Genomic DNA, 17796 nt, shown 5'->3' on the forward strand with positions numbered 1-17796 from the left:
ACGCGCAGCGGTGCATTATCTCGATCTTCGGCGATGCAAACGCCACCCCGGACCCGCCATGCCCAACTTCCTGCCGAGACTTTGCTGCGTCCTGTTGTTGTCGCTTCACGCCGTCTGCGCATGCGCGGAGGATGGCACGGCCGATACGACGTCACCGCGGCTGTTCCCGGTCTGCGCGACCGTATTCGACACGCGCTGCGGACTGCTCGATCGCCGCGGCAAATGGGCGATCGAACCCAGGTACGGTCAGTTCTTCGCGAGCGACGGCTATTGGGTCGTCACGACACCGGCCGGCCGCGCGGGCCTGCTCGACACGGCCGGCCGCTGGCTGATCGAGCCGTCCTTTCGGGACATCGGCCGCTTCCGCGACGGCCTCGCTCCCGCGTCGCAGTTTGCGGATGGTCGTTACGGCTATATCGATCCGAAAGGCAGCTGGGTCATCCCGCCGCGTTTCGAAACCGCGGGCGCATTCAGCGAAGGTGTGGCGGCGACGAGCGTGCCGGCCGGCGGGAATTCGCAAGCGACGTACATCGATCCGCACGGGCGGCAGGCCGTGTCGGGCACGTACGCACGAGCTGGCGCGTTTCATTTCGGGGTTGCACAGGTCGATCGCGGGCTCAACGACAGCTATGAGACGGCGCTGATCGATAGAACCGGCCGGCTGATCGTCCCGTGGGGGCACCGCTACGATTTCAGACCGGTGATGCGCGATCGCATTATCGAATCGGGACCCGCACCCAATGGGCTGGTCCTGCGCGACGCTGCCGGCAAGGTGCTGTTCACGGCCGAGAGGAGCAGCGGCGAGCCGTCGGAGGGCCGCATGTTCTATTCGCAGGACGGCTCGGGCATGGGGCTGCTCGACATCGCGTCCGGCAAGCCGATCGTGCAGCCACGGCCGGATTGGCGCAGCGTCTACGGTGCGTCGACCTTCTCCGACGGCCTCGCGTGGATTTGCACCGCGGATTGCACGGACCGGCGCCGGCTTGCGCTGGTGGACCGAGATGGCCGGACCGTGTTGCCTCCGGCTCTCTATGAACAGGTGTGGCCGTTCGTGAACGGTGCGGCGCTCGTCAAGTATCCGGGGAAAGCGTGGCAATTGATCGACCGGCAGGGCCGCACCGTGATGCCGCCGCGCTACGAAGGCATCGTAGAGCCGGCATGGGAATCGAGCGCTCAGACGCCGCGGATTGGCGATATCTGGCGCATCACCGACAACGAATCCGTGCATGATCTGCGCAATAGCGTGTGGATCGACACGCAAGGCCGTCTGCTCGCCCGTGTCGAGACGCTGGATTGCGGCATTCAGGCGGTGCGCGACGGCAAGGGCGACACGATCTGGCCGCGCGACGTCGAGGCGGCCTGCGCGGTTTATCGGCAGGACCACGGCACGTCGGGCGCGGCCGCGGCGCCGGTGTCGCCCGACCGGATCGCCGCAGTCAGGCGAGCGCAGGCGCGAGACGCAGTCGACTCGCGGCAGGACGTGATGCAGCGCGAGGCGGGCCGGACCGACGACGGCCCGCTGGCCGCGATGCTGGGCGGCCCGCCAGCGGACCTGTGGCGCGACGCGCGCTGGCAGCACGGCCCGAGCCGCGTGCGCGTCGGCGATCTGGCGTCCGTGTCGGTGCCGGCCGGTTTCCGGTATCTGTCCCCGGACGCCGTGCGCAGCCTGCGCGGCCCGCTGATCAAGGCGGGCTGGCTGGCGGCGAACGTCGATCTCGATGCCATGCCTCGTGCGCTGCTGGTGCCGGACAACGCGGTCTGGGCGATGAGCGTGGTGCTTGCGCGCCAGGGACACGTGCCGGTCGATCAGGCGCGACTGGACCCCGAAGTGCTGCGGAAAACGATGGAGGCGCGCAGCACAAACATTCTGAGTCAGCTTCACGAATCGCGGCCGACCCTGCACCACGTCGAGTGGATACGCACGCCGAGATGGGATCCGGCCGCACATCGGCTGGACTGGATTTACAACGACTTCGCGCTGGGCGGTTCGACCGGCAACACGTACTACCTGACCTCCGTCACGCTGGGGCGTCGCGCGACGGTCGGCATGCAGGTCGTGCTCGGCGGCGCGGGCGCGCAAAGTATCGAACGCGCCGTGCGAGACGACTTCGACGCACTGATCAAGGGCGTGTCGTTCGATGCCGGCGAAACGTATGCCGACACGACGTCGGGCGACGAAATCTCGAAGATTTCACTGGACGAGTATGTGACCGGTCCGCCGACACCCGAGGAAATCGCTGCGCCGGCGAAGTTCGCGCAGGCGCGGGAGCGCGAGTTCTGGCACACGCTATGGGCGCGCATCCTGCCGCTGCTCGGTCTGGCGGCGATCGCGCTGGCCGCGACGCGCAAGCGCGACAAGCGATCGGACGGGGATCGATCCCGGGATTCGTGACGCTCGCCGGGGCGCGTCCAGACCACTTTTCCACCCCTCCGCCGCGCGTCGCGTGGCCCGTTTTGTCACTAGGTGGGCCGGATATGACAATAAGGATTCGGGGCTTCGGCGTTAGGATGGCTCGCAACGTCGCCCGGATCTGGCCGGTTTTGCCGTATCGAGCCCCGTGGCGCATCTCATTCACCGCCTGATTGGAATACGACCATGAGCTATACCGCCCCCGTCAAGGACATGCTGTTCGTGCTGAAGGAACTGGCCGGCATCGACGCCGTCGCGCAGCTGCCGGGTTTCGAGGATGCCGGGTACGACACCGCCCAGGCGGTGCTCGAAGAGTCCGCGAAATTCTGCGGCGAGGTGCTGGCGCCGCTGAACGTCGAGGGCGACCGCAATCCGAGCAGCTGGAAGGACGGCGTGGTGAGCGCGACGCCCGGCTTTCGCGAAGCGTTCCGCCAGTTCGTCGAAGGCGGCTGGCAGGGGCTGCAGCATCCGACCGACTACGACGGCCAGGGGCTGCCGAAGCTGATCGCGACGCCGTGCATCGAGATGCTGAACGCGTCGAACCTGTCGTTCGCGCTGTGTCCGCTGCTGACCGACGGCGCGATCGAGGCGCTGCTGACGGCCGGCAGCGACGAGCAGAAGCAGCGCTACGTGCCGAAGCTGATCTCCGGCGAATGGACGGGCACGATGAACCTGACCGAGCCGCAGGCCGGCTCCGACCTCGCGCTCGTACGCTCGCGCGCGGAGCCGCAGGGCGACGGCACCTACAAGGTGTTCGGCACGAAGATCTTCATCACGTGGGGCGAGCACGACATGGCCGACAACATCGTCCATCTGGTGCTCGCGCGCACGCCGAACGCACCGGAAGGCGTGAAGGGCATTTCGCTGTTCATCGTGCCGAAATTCCTCGTCAACGAAGACGGCACGCTCGGCGCGCGCAACGACGTGCATTGCGTGTCGATCGAACACAAGCTCGGCATCAAGGCGAGCCCGACCGCGGTGCTGCAATACGGCGATCACGGCGGCGCAATCGGCTATCTGGTCGGCGAAGAGAATCGCGGGCTCGAATACATGTTCATCATGATGAACGCGGCGCGCTTCGGCGTCGGGATGCAGGGCATCGGCGTCGCCGATCGCGCGTACCAGAAAGCGGCGGCGTTTGCGAAGGAGCGCGTGCAAAGCCGTCCGGTCGACGGCTCGGCGAAGCAGTCGGTCACGATCATCCATCACCCGGACGTGCGGCGCATGCTCGGCACGATGCGCGCGCTGACCGAAGGCGCACGTGCACTGGCGTACGTGGCCGCCGCGCACAGCGACATCGCGCATCGTCATCCGGACGAGGCGACGCGCGCGCGTCATCAGGCCGTCTACGAATATCTGGTGCCGGTCGTGAAGGGCTGGAGCACGGAGATGGTGAACGACGTCGCGAGCCTCGGCGTGCAGGTGCACGGCGGGATGGGCTTCATCGAGGAAACGGGCGCCGCGCAGTACTACCGCGATGCGCGGATTCTCGCGATCTACGAAGGCACCACGGCGATCCAGGCGAACGACCTCGTCGGCCGCAAGACGCTGCGCGACGGCGGCGCGGTCGCGCGCGCGCTGATCGCGGAAATCGGCGAGACGGTCGCGGCGCTCGGCAAGCTCGACGGCGCGGCGGCTGCGTCGATGAAGGCGCAGCTCGAGCAGGGCGCGCAGGCGCTGTCGTCGGTGGTCGACTACGTGCTCGCGAATGCGAAGCAGGATCCGAATGCGGTATTTCTCGGCAGCGTGCCGTATCTGAAGCTCGCCGGCATCGTGCTGTGCGGCTGGCAGATGGCGCGTGCGCTCGTCGCGGCCGATGCGCAGCGCGCGAACGACCCGGCGTTCTTCGACGCGAAGATCGCGATCGCGCAGTGCTATGCGGAGAACGTGCTCGTGCAGGCGAACGGGCTCGCGGCGTCGATCGTCGGCGCGAAGAACGGCCAGGGCGTGCTCGCGATGACGGAAGACCAGTTCTGAGCCGAGCGCACGCGGACGCACACCGGAGGAGACAGGATTTTGACCACACAGGATCTGATCGCGCAGTACGGCCCGCGCGAATCGATGGAATACGACGTCGTGATCGTCGGCGGCGGCCCGGCCGGGCTGTCGGCCGCGATCCGGCTCAAGCAGCTGGCTGCCGAGAAAGGCACCGAGATCGGCGTGTGCGTGCTCGAGAAGGGTTCCGAGATCGGCGCGCACATTCTGTCGGGCGCGGTGATGGACCCGCGCGCGCTCACCGAGCTGTTCCCGGACTGGAAGGAACGCGGCGCGCCCTTGAACGTCGAGGTGACGGAAGACCGCTTCCTGTTCCTGTCCGAGAAGAGCGCGGTGCAAACGCCGAACTGGGCGCTGCCCGACAACTTCAAGAATCACGGCAACTACGTGATTTCGCTCGGCAACGTCACGCGCTGGCTCGGCCAGCAGGCCGAGGCGCTCGGCGTCGAGATCTTTCCGGGCTTTCCGGCCGCGGAGATTCTCTACAACGACGACGGCTCGGTGAAGGGCGTCGCGACCGGCAACATGGGCGTGGGCAAGGACGGCGAGCCGACCGAGAACTTCCAGCTCGGCATGGAACTGCACGCGAAGTACACGCTGTTCGCCGAAGGCTGCCGCGGCCATCTCGGCCGCCAGCTGATCGCGAAGTTCAAGCTCGACGCGAACGCCGATCCGCAGGCGTACGGCATCGGCATCAAGGAGCTGTGGGAAATCGATCCGGCCAAACACAAGCCGGGCCTCGTGATCCACACGGCCGGCTGGCCGCTGAAGCCGGACACCTACGGCGGCTCGTTCCTGTATCACATGGACAACAACCAGGTCGTGGTCGGCTTCGTGGTCGGCCTCGGCTATACGAATCCCTATCTGTCGCCGTTCGAGGAGTTCCAGCGCTACAAGACGCATCCGTCGATCCGCGCATTCCTCGAAGGCGGCAAGCGCGTGTCGTACGGTGCGCGCGCGATCACCGCGGGCGGCCTGATGTCGCTGCCGAAGACGGTGTTTCCGGGCGGTGCGCTGATCGGCGACGATGCGGGCTTCCTCAACGCGTCGCGGATCAAGGGCAGCCATGCGGCGATCAAGACCGGCATGCTCGCGGCCGACGCGGCGTTCGACGCCGTGCAGGCGGGCCGTCAGAGCGACGAACTCAATGCGTATCCCGATGCGTTCCGGCAGTCGTGGCTGTACACGGAGCTGTACCGCGCGCGCAACTTCAAGCAGTGGATGGCCAAGGGGCTGTATCTCGGCACGCTGATGGTCGGCATCGAGCAGAAGCTGATGGGTGGCAACGTGCCGTGGACGCTGCATCATAAGCACGCGGATCACGAGATGCTGAAGCCGGCGTCGCAGTGCGAGCCGATCGTCTATCCGAAGCCGGACGGCAAGCTGACGTTCGATCGCCTCTCGTCGGTGTTCATTTCGAACACGAACCACGAAGAGAACCAGCCGGCGCATCTGACGCTGAAGGATCCGAGCGTGCCGGTGAACGTGAACCTGCGCACGTATGCGGGGCCGGAGGGCCGGTTCTGTCCGGCGGCCGTGTACGAGTTCGTGAAGAACGACGACGGCAGCGATCGTCTGGTGATCAACGCGCAGAACTGCGTGCACTGCAAGACCTGCGACATCAAGGACCCGACGCAGAACATCGTGTGGGTCACGCCCGAAGGCGGCGGCGGGCCGAATTATCCGAACATGTGACGCATCACGCGCATGCATGGGCGTGCGCGAACGAACCGGAGCAAGACGATGAGCAATGCAGCGAAGGAAGTCGTGGTCGTAAGCGGTGTCCGTACCGCAATCGGCGATTTCGGCGGAAGCCTGAAGGATTTCTCGCCGACCGAGCTCGGCGCGAAGGTCGTGCGTGAAGTGCTGTCGCGCGCGAACGTGCCGGGCGACGCCGTCGGCCATGTCGTGTTCGGCCATGTCGTGAACACCGAGCCGAAGGACATGTATCTGGCGCGCGTCGCGGCGATCGACGGCGGCGTCGCGCAGCACACGCCCGCGCTGACGGTGAACCGGCTCTGCGGTTCGGGCCTGCAGGCGATCGTGTCCGCGGCGCAGACGATCCTGCTCGGCGATGCCGACGTCGCGATCGGCGGCGGCTCGGAGAGCATGACGCGCGCGCCGTACAGCGTGCCGGCCGCGCGTTTCGGTCAGCGCATGGGCGACGCGAAGCTCGTCGACATGATGCTCGGCGCGCTGCACGACCCGTTCCAGTCGATCCACATGGGCGTGACGGCCGAGAACGTCGCGGCGAAATACGGTATCTCGCGCGACGCGCAGGATGCGCTGGCGCTCGAATCGCACCGTCGCGCGGCGCGCGCGATTGCCGAAGGGCGCTTCAAGGATCAGATCCTGCCGATCTCGATTCGCACGAAGAAGGGCGAGGTCGCATTCGACACCGACGAACACGTGCGCCACGAGGCGAGCGCGGAGGATTTCTCGAAACTGCGTCCGGTGTTCGCGAAGGAGAACGGCACGGTGACGGCCGGCAACGCCTCCGGCATCAACGATGCGGCCGCAGCCGTGCTGATGATGAGCGGCGATGCGGCGCGCGCACAGGGCGTGAAGCCGCTCGCGCGTCTCGTCGCCTATGCGCATGCAGGCGTCGATCCCGCGTACATGGGGATCGGCCCGGTGCCGGCCACGCAGAAGGTGCTCGAACGTGCGGGACTGAAGATCGACGATCTCGACGTGATCGAGGCGAACGAAGCGTTTGCCGCGCAGGCCTGCGCCGTCACGCAGGAGCTCGGCCTCGATCCGGCGAAGGTCAACCCGAACGGCTCCGGTATTTCGCTCGGTCATCCGATCGGCGCGACGGGTGCGCTGATCACCGTGAAGGCGCTGTACGAGCTGAAGCGCATCGGCGGGCGGTACGCGCTCGTGACGATGTGTATCGGCGGCGGGCAGGGCATTGCGGCGATCTTCGAGAACATCTGATAATCGACCGCTCCACACCGCACACACGCATCGAATAAGAGGAATCGTCATGGCCATCGAAACCGTCGGCGTCGTAGGCGCCGGAACCATGGGCAACGGCATTGCGCAGACCGCCGCCGTTGCAGGACTCAACGTCGTGATGATCGACGTCACGGACGCCGCGCTCGAGAAGGGACTCGCGACGCTGAAGGGCAGCCTCGAGCGGCTGGTGTCGAAAGACAAGCTCGCCGCCGCCGCGCGCGATGCCGCGCTCGCACGCATCTCGACCTCGACCGATTACGCGAAGCTCGCGTCGGTCGACATCGTGATCGAGGCCGCAACCGAAAACGTCGAGCTGAAGAGCCGCATTCTGAAGCAGATCGAATCGGTCGCACGGCCCGACGCGATCATTGCGACGAACACGTCGTCGATCTCGATTACCGCGCTCGCGGCGTTGCTCGCCGATCCGTCGCGTTTCGTCGGCATGCATTTCTTCAACCCGGTGCCGCTGATGCCGCTCGTCGAGATCATCCGCGGGCTGCAGACGAGCGATGCGACCGCGGCGGCCGTGCGTGCGCTGACCGAGCGTTTCGACAAGTCGCCGATCGGCGTGCGGAACGCGCCCGGCTTCGTCGTGAACCGGATTCTCGTGCCGATGATCAACGAAGCGTTCTTCGTGCTCGCGGAAGGGATCGCGTCGGCCGAGGAGATCGACGCGGGAATGAAGCTCGGCGCGAACCATCCGATCGGGCCGCTCGCACTCGCGGACCTCGTCGGACTCGACGTCTGTCTTGCCGTGATGGACGTGTTCCTCAAGGACTTCGGGGATCCGAAGTATCGCGCGTGTCCGTTGCTGCGCGAGATGGTCGCGGCGGGGCGGTTGGGGCGGAAGACGGGGCGGGGGGTGTACGACTACAGCAAGTAGACGGCACGCGTTTTCCGTTTTCATGCGGCCGCCTTCGGGCGGCCGTATGCGTATGGGCGGCGCGGCGTCCACGCATCCGAAAGGGCGCAGCGCCGAAGCGCGCTACATGTAGAACGCCGACGGCGACATGCCGGAGTGCCGCTTGAAGATTGCGAAGAACGCGGTCCCGACCGCTGTAGCCATGTCTATCGCGGCCGTGAGTACCGTGTCGCCGGGACGCGCTTGCTATACGAGGGAGAGTGTGCACATAAGACGTCATATAACAAAACCGCTTGGACAATTCGCGTTCCGGCGCAAAATCTCGGCTTTGTTTCGGCTTTGCCTTGTATTTTAGCGACGTTAGTCATATGATGACAGATCATATGGGCTGCCGTCGCAGCGTCACCCCCTCGAGAATCCGCTCGTGAGAATTGCCGCCATCGAAGTCATTCGCCTGTCGCTCGCATTCGACGCGGGCCGCCGCCCCGCCCCGACGTCGGCACCCGCCGCGGACACCTACAATGCCGCCGACCGATCGCTGCGTCGGATGGAATCGCTGCTCGTCAAGGTCACCGACGAAGCGGGCCGCGTCGGCTGGGGTGAAGCGTTTGGCCATCTGATCAATCCCGTCACGTTCGCCGCGGTCGAAGGCCCCGTCGGGCGCTGGTTCCGCGGCGCCGAATTCGAACCGACGCCCGGCGGGATCGGCGCATTGCGCGACGCGGCCGACCGCGCGCTGCATGCGTTCGGACGAACCGGGCCGGTGCTGTACGCGCTGTCCGCGATCGATACTGCGCTGCACGACCTGTCCGCGCAGCACGCGGGGCAGCCGCTGTATCGCTGGCTCGGCGCACGGCGCGACGAGATCGACGTGTACGCGAGCCTCGTCAGCTACGAGAACGAGCCCGGCGAAGTCGCCCGCCACGTGCGGCGCGCATGGGACGAAGGGTTTCGGCGGATCAAGCTGCACGAGACTGAACGCGCGGCGATCGCGGCCGCCCGCGATGCATTGCCGGTTGGCGGCGAGCTGATGGTCGACGTGAACTGTCCTTGGACCGCGAACGAAGCCGTGCGTCGCGTCGGCGAACTGGCCGATCTCGGGCTCGGCTGGATAGAAGAGCCGGTATGGCCGTGCGACGACGCGCGCGCGATCGCGCGTGTGCGCGGCACCGGCGTGCGCGTCGCGGCCGGCGAGAACGCATCGGGCGTCGCCGGCTTTCGCAATCTGTTCGAACACGACGCCCTCGATGTCGCGCAGCCGAGCGTCGCGAAGATCGGGGGACCGACCGCGATGCGTGCGGTCATCGCGCTGGCTGCGCAGCACCGCGTGCGCGTTGTTCCGCATTGCTTCTACTATGGCGCGGGCCTGCTGGCGACCGCACATCTGGTCGCGACGCTGCCGGTCGACGTCGCGCTCGAGATTCCGTATCTCGACTGGCCCGAACGGCTGCATGACGCGCAGCGCCCCGGTGCGCGACTGCGGCTACCCGACATGCCGGGGCTCGGCTTCGTGCCGGACGACGCGGTACTGGCGCGCAATACGATTGCGCACGCAACGATCTGCTGAACAGCGCAGCCGCGCGTTGGAGCGAAGATCGCGAAGCGGTTGCCGGCATCGGCCGCGCGGTCGCAAAACATCGAACCGGGGCACCCGGCAGCGCCGCCCGCCCGGTCAACAGGAGACGACATGAAAACACGATACCGCTGGTGGGTCGGCGCACTGCTGTTCGGCGCCGGCATGCTGAACTATCTGGACCGCGCTGCATTGTCGGTCGTCGCACCGATCATCAAGCGCGATCTCGGCATTGGCGATGCGCAGATGGGCGTATTGTTCAGCAGCTTCTTCGTCGGCTATTGCGTGTTTTGTTTCGTCGGCGGTTGGGCTGCCGATCGTTTCGGGCCGCGCCGCGTGTTCGCGTGGGCGGCCGGCGTGTGGTCGCTGTTCTGCGGTGCAACGGCGCTGGCCGGGTCGTTCGTGCATCTGCTGGTCGTGCGCGTCGCGTTCGGGATCGGTGAAGGGCCGATGGGAACGACGACGAACAAGGCGATCTCGAACTGGTTTCCGCGTCGCGAAGCGGGGCGAGCGGTCGGCTGGACGAACGCCGGGCAGCCGCTCGGCGCGGCGATTGCTGCGCCGATCGTCGGCCTCGTCGCGTTGCAGTTCGGCTGGCGCGTGTCGTTTGTCGTGATCGCCGCGCTCGGCTTCCTGTGGCTTGTCGCATGGTGGCGGCTGTTCCGCGACGAACCTGCCGCGCATCCGCGCGTGTCGCCGGAAGAGGCGCGCGAGATCGCAGCGGATCGCGGCGTTGACGCAGTACACGGCACGCGCGACGTGCACGCAGCAGACGCGCACGCGGCACGTCCGCTGCTGCACTATCTGCTGTCGCGTCCGGTGCTCGGCGTCGCGCTCGCGTTCTTCAGCTTCAACTACGTGCTGTATTTCTTCCTGTCGTGGCTACCCAGCTATCTGACCGACTATCAGCATCTGAACATCAAGCAGATGAGCGTGGTCGGCATCCTGCCGTGGCTCGGCGCGACGGTCGGCTTCGTCGCCGGCGGCACTGTATCGGACCGCATCTACCGCCACAGCGGCGACGTGCTGTTCGCACGCAAGATCGTGATCGTCGTCGGGCTCGGCGTCGCGGCGGCGTGCGTGCTGCTCGCGTCGCGCGTGAATTCCCTCGGTGCGGCCGTCACGCTGATCGCGATCGCGAGCCTGTTCGCGTTCATGGCGCCGCAAGCGTGCTGGTCGTTGCTGCAGGAAATCGTGCCGCGCGAGCGCGTCGGTGCGGCCGGTGGCTTCGTGCACCTGCTCGCGAATCTGGCCGGCATTCTGTCGCCGAGCCTGACCGGCTGGCTCGTGCAATACGGTGGCGGATATGCGGGCGCGTTCGTGCTCGCGGGCGCGTCAGCGCTGGCGGGCGCGGCGATTCTGACGGTCGCGGTGCGGCCGCGCACGGTCGCGCAGATGCGCGGCGCGGTTTAGTCGCGCGTATGTGCTCGCGCGGGTCGGCGCGTCGCGATTGCTCCGTGCCCACTGAAGGGCGGAGCGGATGTGCGTTCATCTTCGAGCGCTGACGGCGCGACGGCGCGTGATCGTCGAACGGCTTGGCCGGATGCCTGAGCGCCCGAAGACGCGCTGCAACGGCTATGCCCTTGCGCGAGGCGGGACGAGGCCTCTCTCGTGGCATACGCGCAACGCGTGCGCAATATCGAAACGTGATTCTTCTCGCTCTCGCCCGCACACAGCACGCGCACACTTGCAATCCCCGCGGAACAACCGTCGGCATGACGTCGCCCGTTCCCGCCTTCCACGCCGCGCGACGACCTCCCGCCCACCCGCCGCAGCGTACCGCTGAACTTCCGCGTCTCTATCCGTTCTATTCGCTCACATGCCGCCCCGCGTCGACGCACGCGCTCACGCATCGCAAAGACGCCAGCAGGCATACAACTTGCGCACAGCACACGCTTTCCGCAACGCACGGACGCGCACCGCGATACGAACGAAACCGCTTCGGAGGCTTGTGATGAAACGACTCTGGCTGCAGCGCGCAATCGCTACGATCTTCCTGTACGCAACAGTCGGCACCGCGGCGAACGCGGCATCGCCGTCGGCGGACGTAGCGATCCACCGCAGCGACTACGGCATCACGCGCACCGGTCGCGCGGTGAGCCAGTACACGCTGAGCAACGCGCACGGCGTGACGCTGAAAGTCATCACGTACGGCGGCATCGTGACGGCGCTCGAAGTGCCGGACCGAACCGGCAAGGTCGCCGACATCGTGCTGGGCTTCGATTCGCTGTCCGACTACGAAGCGCACAACGGCAACATTCATTTCGGCGCGCTGATCGGCCGCTACGCAAATCGCATCGCGCACGGACGTTTCTCGCTCGACGGCAACACGTGGCAGTTGCCGCTCAACGACGGACGCAACACGCTGCACGGCGGGCCCGACAGTTTCGACGCGAAGGTGTGGACGGTCACCGCCGCACGCAGCGACGGCCAGCGTGCGAGCGTCACGCTGCGCTACGTGAGCCCCGACGGCGAGAACGGCTTTCCCGGCACACTGACGACGGACGTGACCTACACGCTGACGAACGACGACGTGATCCGCATCGACTATCGCGCGACGACGGACAAGGACACCGTCGTCAACCTGACGAACCACAGCTATTTCAATCTCGCCGGGCACGACAGCGGCAGCGTCGAGCGGCAATTGATCGAGATCGACGCGTCGCGCTTCACGCCGACCGACGCGACGTCGATTCCGACCGGCGAACTCGCGAGCGTCGCCGGCACGCCGATGGATCTGCGCGCGCCTACGCCGATCGGTGCACGCTTGCGCAGCGCGCATCCGCAACTGGCAATGGCGCACGGCTACGATCACAACTGGGTGCTCGATCACGGCGGCGAAGCGGCGCGCGCGTTTGCGGCGCGCGCCTACGATCCGGCGTCGGGCCGTTTTCTCGCGCTATACACGACGCAGCCGGGGCTCCAGTTCTACACGTCGAACGGCCTGAACGGCAGCGTCGTCGGCAAGGGCGGTACCGTTTATCGGCAAACGGATGCGTTCGCGCTCGAAGCCGAGCATTTCCCCGATTCACCGAATCATCCGGCGTTCCCGACGACCGTGTTGAAGCCCGGCCAGACGTTGCACGAAGTGACGTTGTGGAAGGTGGGCGCACGATGACGCGTGAGCGTCCTCTGACTCTCACGACAGCCGCTGCAGCACCCGCATCAAGTTCCGGTTGAACACGCGCGCCCCGACGCCTATACTTAGCCGCATGGATAAGTATCAGTCGTCGATCGGCGACGTCTTCCACGCGTTGGCCGATCCGACGCGCGTTGCGATCGTCTGCGCGCTGGCGAGCGGTGCGCAGACGGTCTCGACGCTGGCCGCGCCGTTCGACATGGCGCTGCCTTCGTTCATGAAGCATCTGACGGTGCTCGAACGCAGCGGCTTGATCCTCACGTCGAAGTCCGGCCGCACGCGCACCTGCGAACTGCAGCCCCAGCGGCTGCAGCAAGCCGAGCGCTGGCTCGCCGAGCAGCGCGCGATGTGGGAAGCGCGATCCGATCGCATGGTCGAATTCGTCGAACGACTTCATCAACAGGAGCAAGCCGATGACCCGAAACGCCGCCGATAGCGCCGACTCGCGCGACCTCATGATCATGCGCGTGCTGCGCGCACCGCGCGCCGCGTTGTGGCGCGCATGGTCGGAACCCGATCTGCTGAAGCTGTGGTGGTGTCCGAAGCCGTGGACCACCGACGTGCTCGCGTTCGATCTGAAACCGGGCGGCGCGTTTCATACGTTGATGAAAGGGCCGGACGGAGGCATCAGCGACAACCCCGGCTGCTTTCTCGAGATCGTGCCGCAGTCGCGTCTCGCGTTCACCTCGATGCTGACCGCGGGCTGGCGCCCGAATACGCCGTGGATGGGTTTCACCGCGATCATCACGATGACCGACGAGGGCGAGGGCACGCGCTACGTCGCGCACGTGATGCATCCGGACGACGCATCGCGCGAGCAGCACGAGAAGCTCGGCTTCTTCGACGGCTGGAACACGGTGATCACGCAGCTCGACGAATTGGCCTGCACGCTGCGCTGATGCGCGCTTTCGCGCTCAACGTTCGACGTTCGACGTTCGACGAGCGCGCATCGCCGCACGCGGGGCGCGTTCGCATTTGCTTCGGGATCCGGACGATGGCATGAAGGGCCGCATCGCCGCACGCGTTCGTACAGTGCGACGGAACCCGAAAATCGCAGAAAACGACGTCACAGCGCGAAATCGCTTGACAGTATCGTCGGTACCACGTATTGTCCGCCGTTGAAATCTTCAAGAAGCGCGATTGCTGCTCGTCATTGCCGCCTTGCCGCGGCATCTGTTGTCCTCTCCCTCCTTGACCCTTTTCCGATGCCCCGTCGGCGGCGTAGCGTAACTGCATGCATCTGCAATGCATTGCGGCGCCACGTGACGGATATCGGCATCGTCGAACGGTTCAACGGCAACAACGGAACAGGCTCACGCGAGCCTGGTACACGTTCGTCCACGTGTTGCGGATTGCACTCGCTCGAATCGCCCGGTTCCCGAATTCATCCGGGTTGCCGGCGCGTTCTTGTCGCCAACACCGAGATATTTGAATCACCATGCAAGCAACGAATACCCAACATTACGGCGGCTATGCCGTCGCCCCTTCCGCTCATCGGCTTCCGGACGGAAGCTTCTCGTCGAACCTGACGCTGCGCCGCACCGGCTGCCGCGCCGAGCCGACGTGCTACGAGTTCTACTCGCTCGACTACTTCAGCAGCGAGGAAGCCGCGTTGCGCCACTCGGCGCGCTGGGCACGCAACTGGATCGATACGCGCGGCTGAGCGCCGCAGTCGGTCCGCGAACCGTCCGCGCTGCGAGCGCGTCGCATGCGGCGACGGCAGCCTCGCTGCGACGTCTTGCACGCGCCGCGCGACGCCGGAAATAACCCGCGCGCGCAGCGGCCGATGCGCGTATGATGAACTTCTCCGAGCCGCCGCTGCTGTTCGACCGCTCCCCCCTCCATCGGCTGTCTTTACCGCGTCGCGCCTCTGCCACGCGCATCGTCGTCCCGTTATCCCGTCCGCCGCGCCTGCATCGGCGCTACCGGCAGCACGCGCTCGTCCGCGCGATTCGTCGCCACGAGCCTCAGGAGTTCACCATGAGCATGCATCTCTATCGCGGATTCGAAATCTATCCGCTGATCTATCCGCACGTGCCGGCGCAGCTCGGCAGCGCGCACAACTACGACGCGGGCTTCGACGCCGCCGTGAAGATCTGCCAGCGCGGCGCAGGCGACATGCTGACGCGCAGCCAGACGTTCCGCCTTGCCGAGCTGTCGCCGTTCGATACGGCCGGCGATGCGCGCCGCGCGTCTCTGCGCTATGCGGAAACGATCATCGACGATAACCGCGACAAGCCGGGCTTCTTTGCCGACACGCTTTGACGCGACCGGCAACACATCCTGGCCTTCGGAGGCATCCATGATCATCGACGATCTTCTCGACCTGATCCGGCGCGGCGAAGTAAGCGGAACCGATACGGCGCTGCCGTCCGGCGTCGGCGACTCGGCGCTCGCGCATCAGCAGGAGTTCCGGATGTTCGCGGCGGTACGTGCGCTAACGATCGGCTCCGGCTATACGGAGTTCGAATCCGACGAAATTGCGAGCGCCGTGATGACGCGGCTCGGCTGACGTTTTTTCCCATCAACGCTTCAACACAGGATCATTCATGACCAGCATCACGCTGAAAGCCAACGAGCCGATCGACGTCGCGCTCCGCCGGTTCCGCCGCGACATCGAGAAAACCGGGCTCATTCGCGAACTGCGCAGCCGCACGAGCTACGAGAAGCCGACGGCGATGCGCAAGCGCAAGAAGGCGAGCGCCGTCGTGCGCCAGCGTGCGCGCGTGCGGCGCGCGCTGCCGCCGCGAAAGCTGTACTGAGCTCGGCGTCCGGCCGCCTATCGTGCGCGGCCGCGGCGCCGCGCACTCGAATGCGGCACGCAGGGCGGCTTTATTTCAACACTACTTGAAATATAGAAATGAATGCGCTATCGTGCCGCGCATGGATTCCAATCACGTCGTCCGCGCGCTGAGCGCGCTCGCGCACGAATCACGGCTCGCGATTTTCCGTGCGCTCGTGGTGGCCGGCCCGAACGGCCTCGCCGCCGGTGAGATCGCGCAACGGCTCGGGCTGTCGCCGTCGGGCCTGTCGTTTCATCTGAAGGATCTGTCGCATGCCGGCCTCGTGCAGTCGCGGCAGGAAGGGCGCTTCGTGTTCTATACGGCGCACTTCGACGCCATGAACGGCCTGATCGGTTTCCTGACGGAGAACTGCTGCGCGGGCGCCAGCTGCGCGGCGAGCGAGGCGCGCGGCTGCTGCCCGCCCGCGGCGAATCCGTCGTGATCTTCCGTGGAGCCGCGTGTGACCGACCGACCTTATTCGATTCTGATTCTCTGCACCGGCAACACGTCGCGTAGCGTGATGGCCGAAGCGCTGTTCAACGTCTTGGGAAACGGCCGGTTTCGCGCGTATAGCGCGGGCAGCCGCCCGGCGGGTGTCGTCAATCCGTTCGCGATCGAGCAGTGCGCGGCGCTCGGCTACGATACGTCGCAGCTGCGCAGCAAGAGCTGGGACGAGTTCGGGCGGCCCGGTGCGCCGCAGATGGATTTCGTGCTGACGGTGTGCGATGCGGCGGCCGGCGAAGCGTGCCCGGTGTGGCCGGGTCGGCCGATCGCGGCGCACTGGGGGTTCGAAGATCCGGCCGCGTGCGCGGGCAGCGACGACGAGAAACGCAGCGTATTCGACAAGGTGCGCCGCCAGATCGCGCACCGCGTGAGCCGATTCCTTGCGCTGCCGCTGGACGCGCTCGATCGCGACGCGATTCGGCGCGCGATGCGCGCGATCGGCGAAGAGCCGGCGGAGGCGTGCGATGAGCGGCACTGATATGACGCTCGGCGCCGCGCGTCCGGCCATCGGGTTTTTCGAGCGCTACCTGAGCGCGTGGGTCGCGCTCTGCATCGTCGCGGGTATCGTGCTCGGCCAGCTGTTGCCGGATGTGTTTCGCGCGCTCGGCCGGATGCAGGTCGCGCAGGTGAACCTGCCGGTCGGCGTGCTCGTCTGGGTGATGATCGTGCCGATGCTGGTCAAGATCGACCTGGCGGCGATGGTGCGCGTGCGCAGCCAATGGCGCGGCATCGGCGTCACGCTCTTCGTCAACTGGCTGATCAAGCCGTTCTCGATGGCGCTGCTCGGCTGGGTGTTCGTGCGTCACGTGTTCGCACCGTGGCTGCCCGCCGCGCAGCTCGACAGCTACGTCGCGGGTCTGATTCTCCTCGCGGCCGCGCCGTGTACCGCGATGGTGTTCGTCTGGTCGCAGCTGTGCGACGGCGATCCGTATTTCACGCTGTCGCAGGTCGCGCTCAACGACGCGATCATGGTCGTCGCGTTCGCGCCGCTCGTCGCGCTGCTGCTCGGGCTATCGGCGATCACGGTGCCGTGGGACACGCTGATCATGTCGGTCGCGCTGTACATCGTGATTCCGGCGTTCGTCGCGCAATGGCTGCGCCGGCGCTGGCTCGCGCGCGGCGAGGCCTATTTCCGTCACGCCGTCGCGCGTCTTGGCCCGTATTCGATCGGCGCGCTGCTCGCCACGCTCGTGCTGCTGTTCGCGTTCCAGGGCGACGCGATCGTCGACGCGCCGCGCGTGATCGCGCTGCTCGCGGTGCCGATCCTGATCCAGGTCCTGTTCAATTCCGGTCTCGCGTATCTGCTGAATCGGCGGCTCGGCGTCGCGCACTGCGTCGCCGGTCCGTCGAGCCTGATCGGCGCGAGCAATTTCTTCGAACTCGCCGTCGCGACCGCCATCAGCCTGTTCGGTTTTCACTCGGGCGCGGCGCTCGCGACGGTTGTCGGTGTGCTGATCGAGGTGCCGGTGATGTTGTTCGTCGTCAGTGTCGTGAATCGATCGCGACGCTGGTACGACGCGGCGCCGCGCACGCACGACGGCGCACGATGAACGGACGCGACGCGGCGGTCGC

17 protein-coding genes are annotated in these 17796 nt (G+C 66.4%); all 17 read left to right on the forward strand.

Translation table 11 applies throughout. The annotated features are described in order from the left end of the window. The first annotated feature begins 10 nt into the window (after positions 1 to 10). The 17 genes from BCR55_RS27280 to arsB all read left to right on the forward strand — a co-directional run bounded on the left by BCR55_RS27280 (position 11) and on the right by arsB (position 17774). Positions 11 to 2392 carry a DUF2167 domain-containing protein gene (locus tag BCR55_RS27280; RefSeq protein WP_244104635.1) on the forward strand — a complete coding sequence of 794 codons (2382 nt, stop codon included), beginning with the start codon at positions 11 to 13 and terminating at the stop codon, positions 2390 to 2392. A 204-nt stretch (positions 2393 to 2596) separates the two neighbouring features. After that, the gene (locus BCR55_RS27285; protein ID WP_065496885.1) at positions 2597 to 4387 is read left to right on the forward strand and encodes an acyl-CoA dehydrogenase; all 1791 of its coding nucleotides are present in this window, start codon (positions 2597 to 2599) and stop codon (positions 4385 to 4387) included. Positions 4388 to 4426: 39 nt separating this feature from the next. Continuing rightward, positions 4427 to 6100 carry an electron transfer flavoprotein-ubiquinone oxidoreductase gene (locus BCR55_RS27290; RefSeq protein WP_006413264.1) on the forward strand — a complete coding sequence of 558 codons (1674 nt, stop codon included), beginning with the start codon at positions 4427 to 4429 and terminating at the stop codon, positions 6098 to 6100. Positions 6101 to 6148: 48 nt separating this feature from the next. After that, the gene (gene bktB / locus BCR55_RS27295; protein ID WP_006407328.1) at positions 6149 to 7342 is read left to right on the forward strand and encodes a beta-ketothiolase BktB; all 1194 of its coding nucleotides are present in this window, start codon (positions 6149 to 6151) and stop codon (positions 7340 to 7342) included. Positions 7343 to 7391: 49 nt separating this feature from the next. Next, the gene (locus BCR55_RS27300) at positions 7392 to 8246 is read left to right on the forward strand and encodes a 3-hydroxybutyryl-CoA dehydrogenase (RefSeq protein ID WP_006402899.1); all 855 of its coding nucleotides are present in this window, start codon (positions 7392 to 7394) and stop codon (positions 8244 to 8246) included. Between the two features lie 403 nt (positions 8247 to 8649). Beyond that, positions 8650 to 9792: a mandelate racemase/muconate lactonizing enzyme family protein gene (locus tag BCR55_RS27305; protein ID WP_065496895.1), complete on the forward strand. Its 1143-nt coding sequence runs from the start codon at positions 8650 to 8652 to the stop codon at positions 9790 to 9792. A gap of 120 nt (positions 9793 to 9912) precedes the next feature. After that, positions 9913 to 11211: an MFS transporter gene (locus tag BCR55_RS27310; RefSeq protein ID WP_006410639.1), complete on the forward strand. Its 1299-nt coding sequence runs from the start codon at positions 9913 to 9915 to the stop codon at positions 11209 to 11211. A 541-nt stretch (positions 11212 to 11752) separates the two neighbouring features. Further along, positions 11753 to 12916 carry an aldose epimerase family protein gene (locus tag BCR55_RS27315; protein WP_065496898.1) on the forward strand — a complete coding sequence of 388 codons (1164 nt, stop codon included), beginning with the start codon at positions 11753 to 11755 and terminating at the stop codon, positions 12914 to 12916. Positions 12917 to 13010: 94 nt separating this feature from the next. After that, the gene (locus BCR55_RS27320; RefSeq protein ID WP_006413246.1) at positions 13011 to 13373 is read left to right on the forward strand and encodes a helix-turn-helix transcriptional regulator; all 363 of its coding nucleotides are present in this window, start codon (positions 13011 to 13013) and stop codon (positions 13371 to 13373) included. Further along, entirely contained in the window at positions 13351 to 13836 is a 486-nt protein-coding gene (locus BCR55_RS27325) for an SRPBCC family protein (protein ID WP_065496901.1), read from the forward strand. Before BCR55_RS27320 ends, BCR55_RS27325 begins: the two co-directional genes overlap by 23 nt. 539 nt (positions 13837 to 14375) lie before the next feature. Continuing rightward, positions 14376 to 14600, forward strand: coding sequence for a hypothetical protein (locus BCR55_RS27330; protein WP_006402907.1), 225 nt, complete (start codon positions 14376 to 14378; stop codon positions 14598 to 14600). A gap of 317 nt (positions 14601 to 14917) precedes the next feature. Then, positions 14918 to 15202, forward strand: coding sequence for a hypothetical protein (locus tag BCR55_RS27335; protein WP_006407336.1), 285 nt, complete (start codon positions 14918 to 14920; stop codon positions 15200 to 15202). A gap of 37 nt (positions 15203 to 15239) precedes the next feature. Beyond that, positions 15240 to 15449 (forward strand): hypothetical protein, encoded by a 210-nt coding sequence (locus BCR55_RS27340; RefSeq protein WP_006402909.1) that lies wholly within the window; start codon positions 15240 to 15242, stop codon positions 15447 to 15449. A gap of 37 nt (positions 15450 to 15486) precedes the next feature. Next, the gene (gene rpsU / locus BCR55_RS27345; protein WP_006402910.1) at positions 15487 to 15699 is read left to right on the forward strand and encodes a 30S ribosomal protein S21; all 213 of its coding nucleotides are present in this window, start codon (positions 15487 to 15489) and stop codon (positions 15697 to 15699) included. Positions 15700 to 15820: 121 nt separating this feature from the next. Beyond that, positions 15821 to 16162 (forward strand): helix-turn-helix transcriptional regulator, encoded by a 342-nt coding sequence (locus BCR55_RS27350; protein ID WP_065496903.1) that lies wholly within the window; start codon positions 15821 to 15823, stop codon positions 16160 to 16162. Positions 16163 to 16180: 18 nt separating this feature from the next. Beyond that, a complete protein-coding gene (locus BCR55_RS27355) occupies positions 16181 to 16702 on the forward strand; it encodes an arsenate reductase ArsC (RefSeq protein ID WP_065496905.1) in 522 nt (173 codons plus the stop codon). Beyond that, positions 16689 to 17774 carry an ACR3 family arsenite efflux transporter gene (gene arsB / locus BCR55_RS27360; protein ID WP_065496907.1) on the forward strand — a complete coding sequence of 362 codons (1086 nt, stop codon included), beginning with the start codon at positions 16689 to 16691 and terminating at the stop codon, positions 17772 to 17774. Before BCR55_RS27355 ends, arsB begins: the two co-directional genes overlap by 14 nt. The last annotated feature ends 22 nt before the right edge of the window (positions 17775 to 17796 follow it).

It is taken from the genome of Burkholderia sp. CCA53, from assembly GCF_001685525.1.
Classification (GTDB): domain Bacteria; phylum Pseudomonadota; class Gammaproteobacteria; order Burkholderiales; family Burkholderiaceae; genus Burkholderia; species Burkholderia multivorans.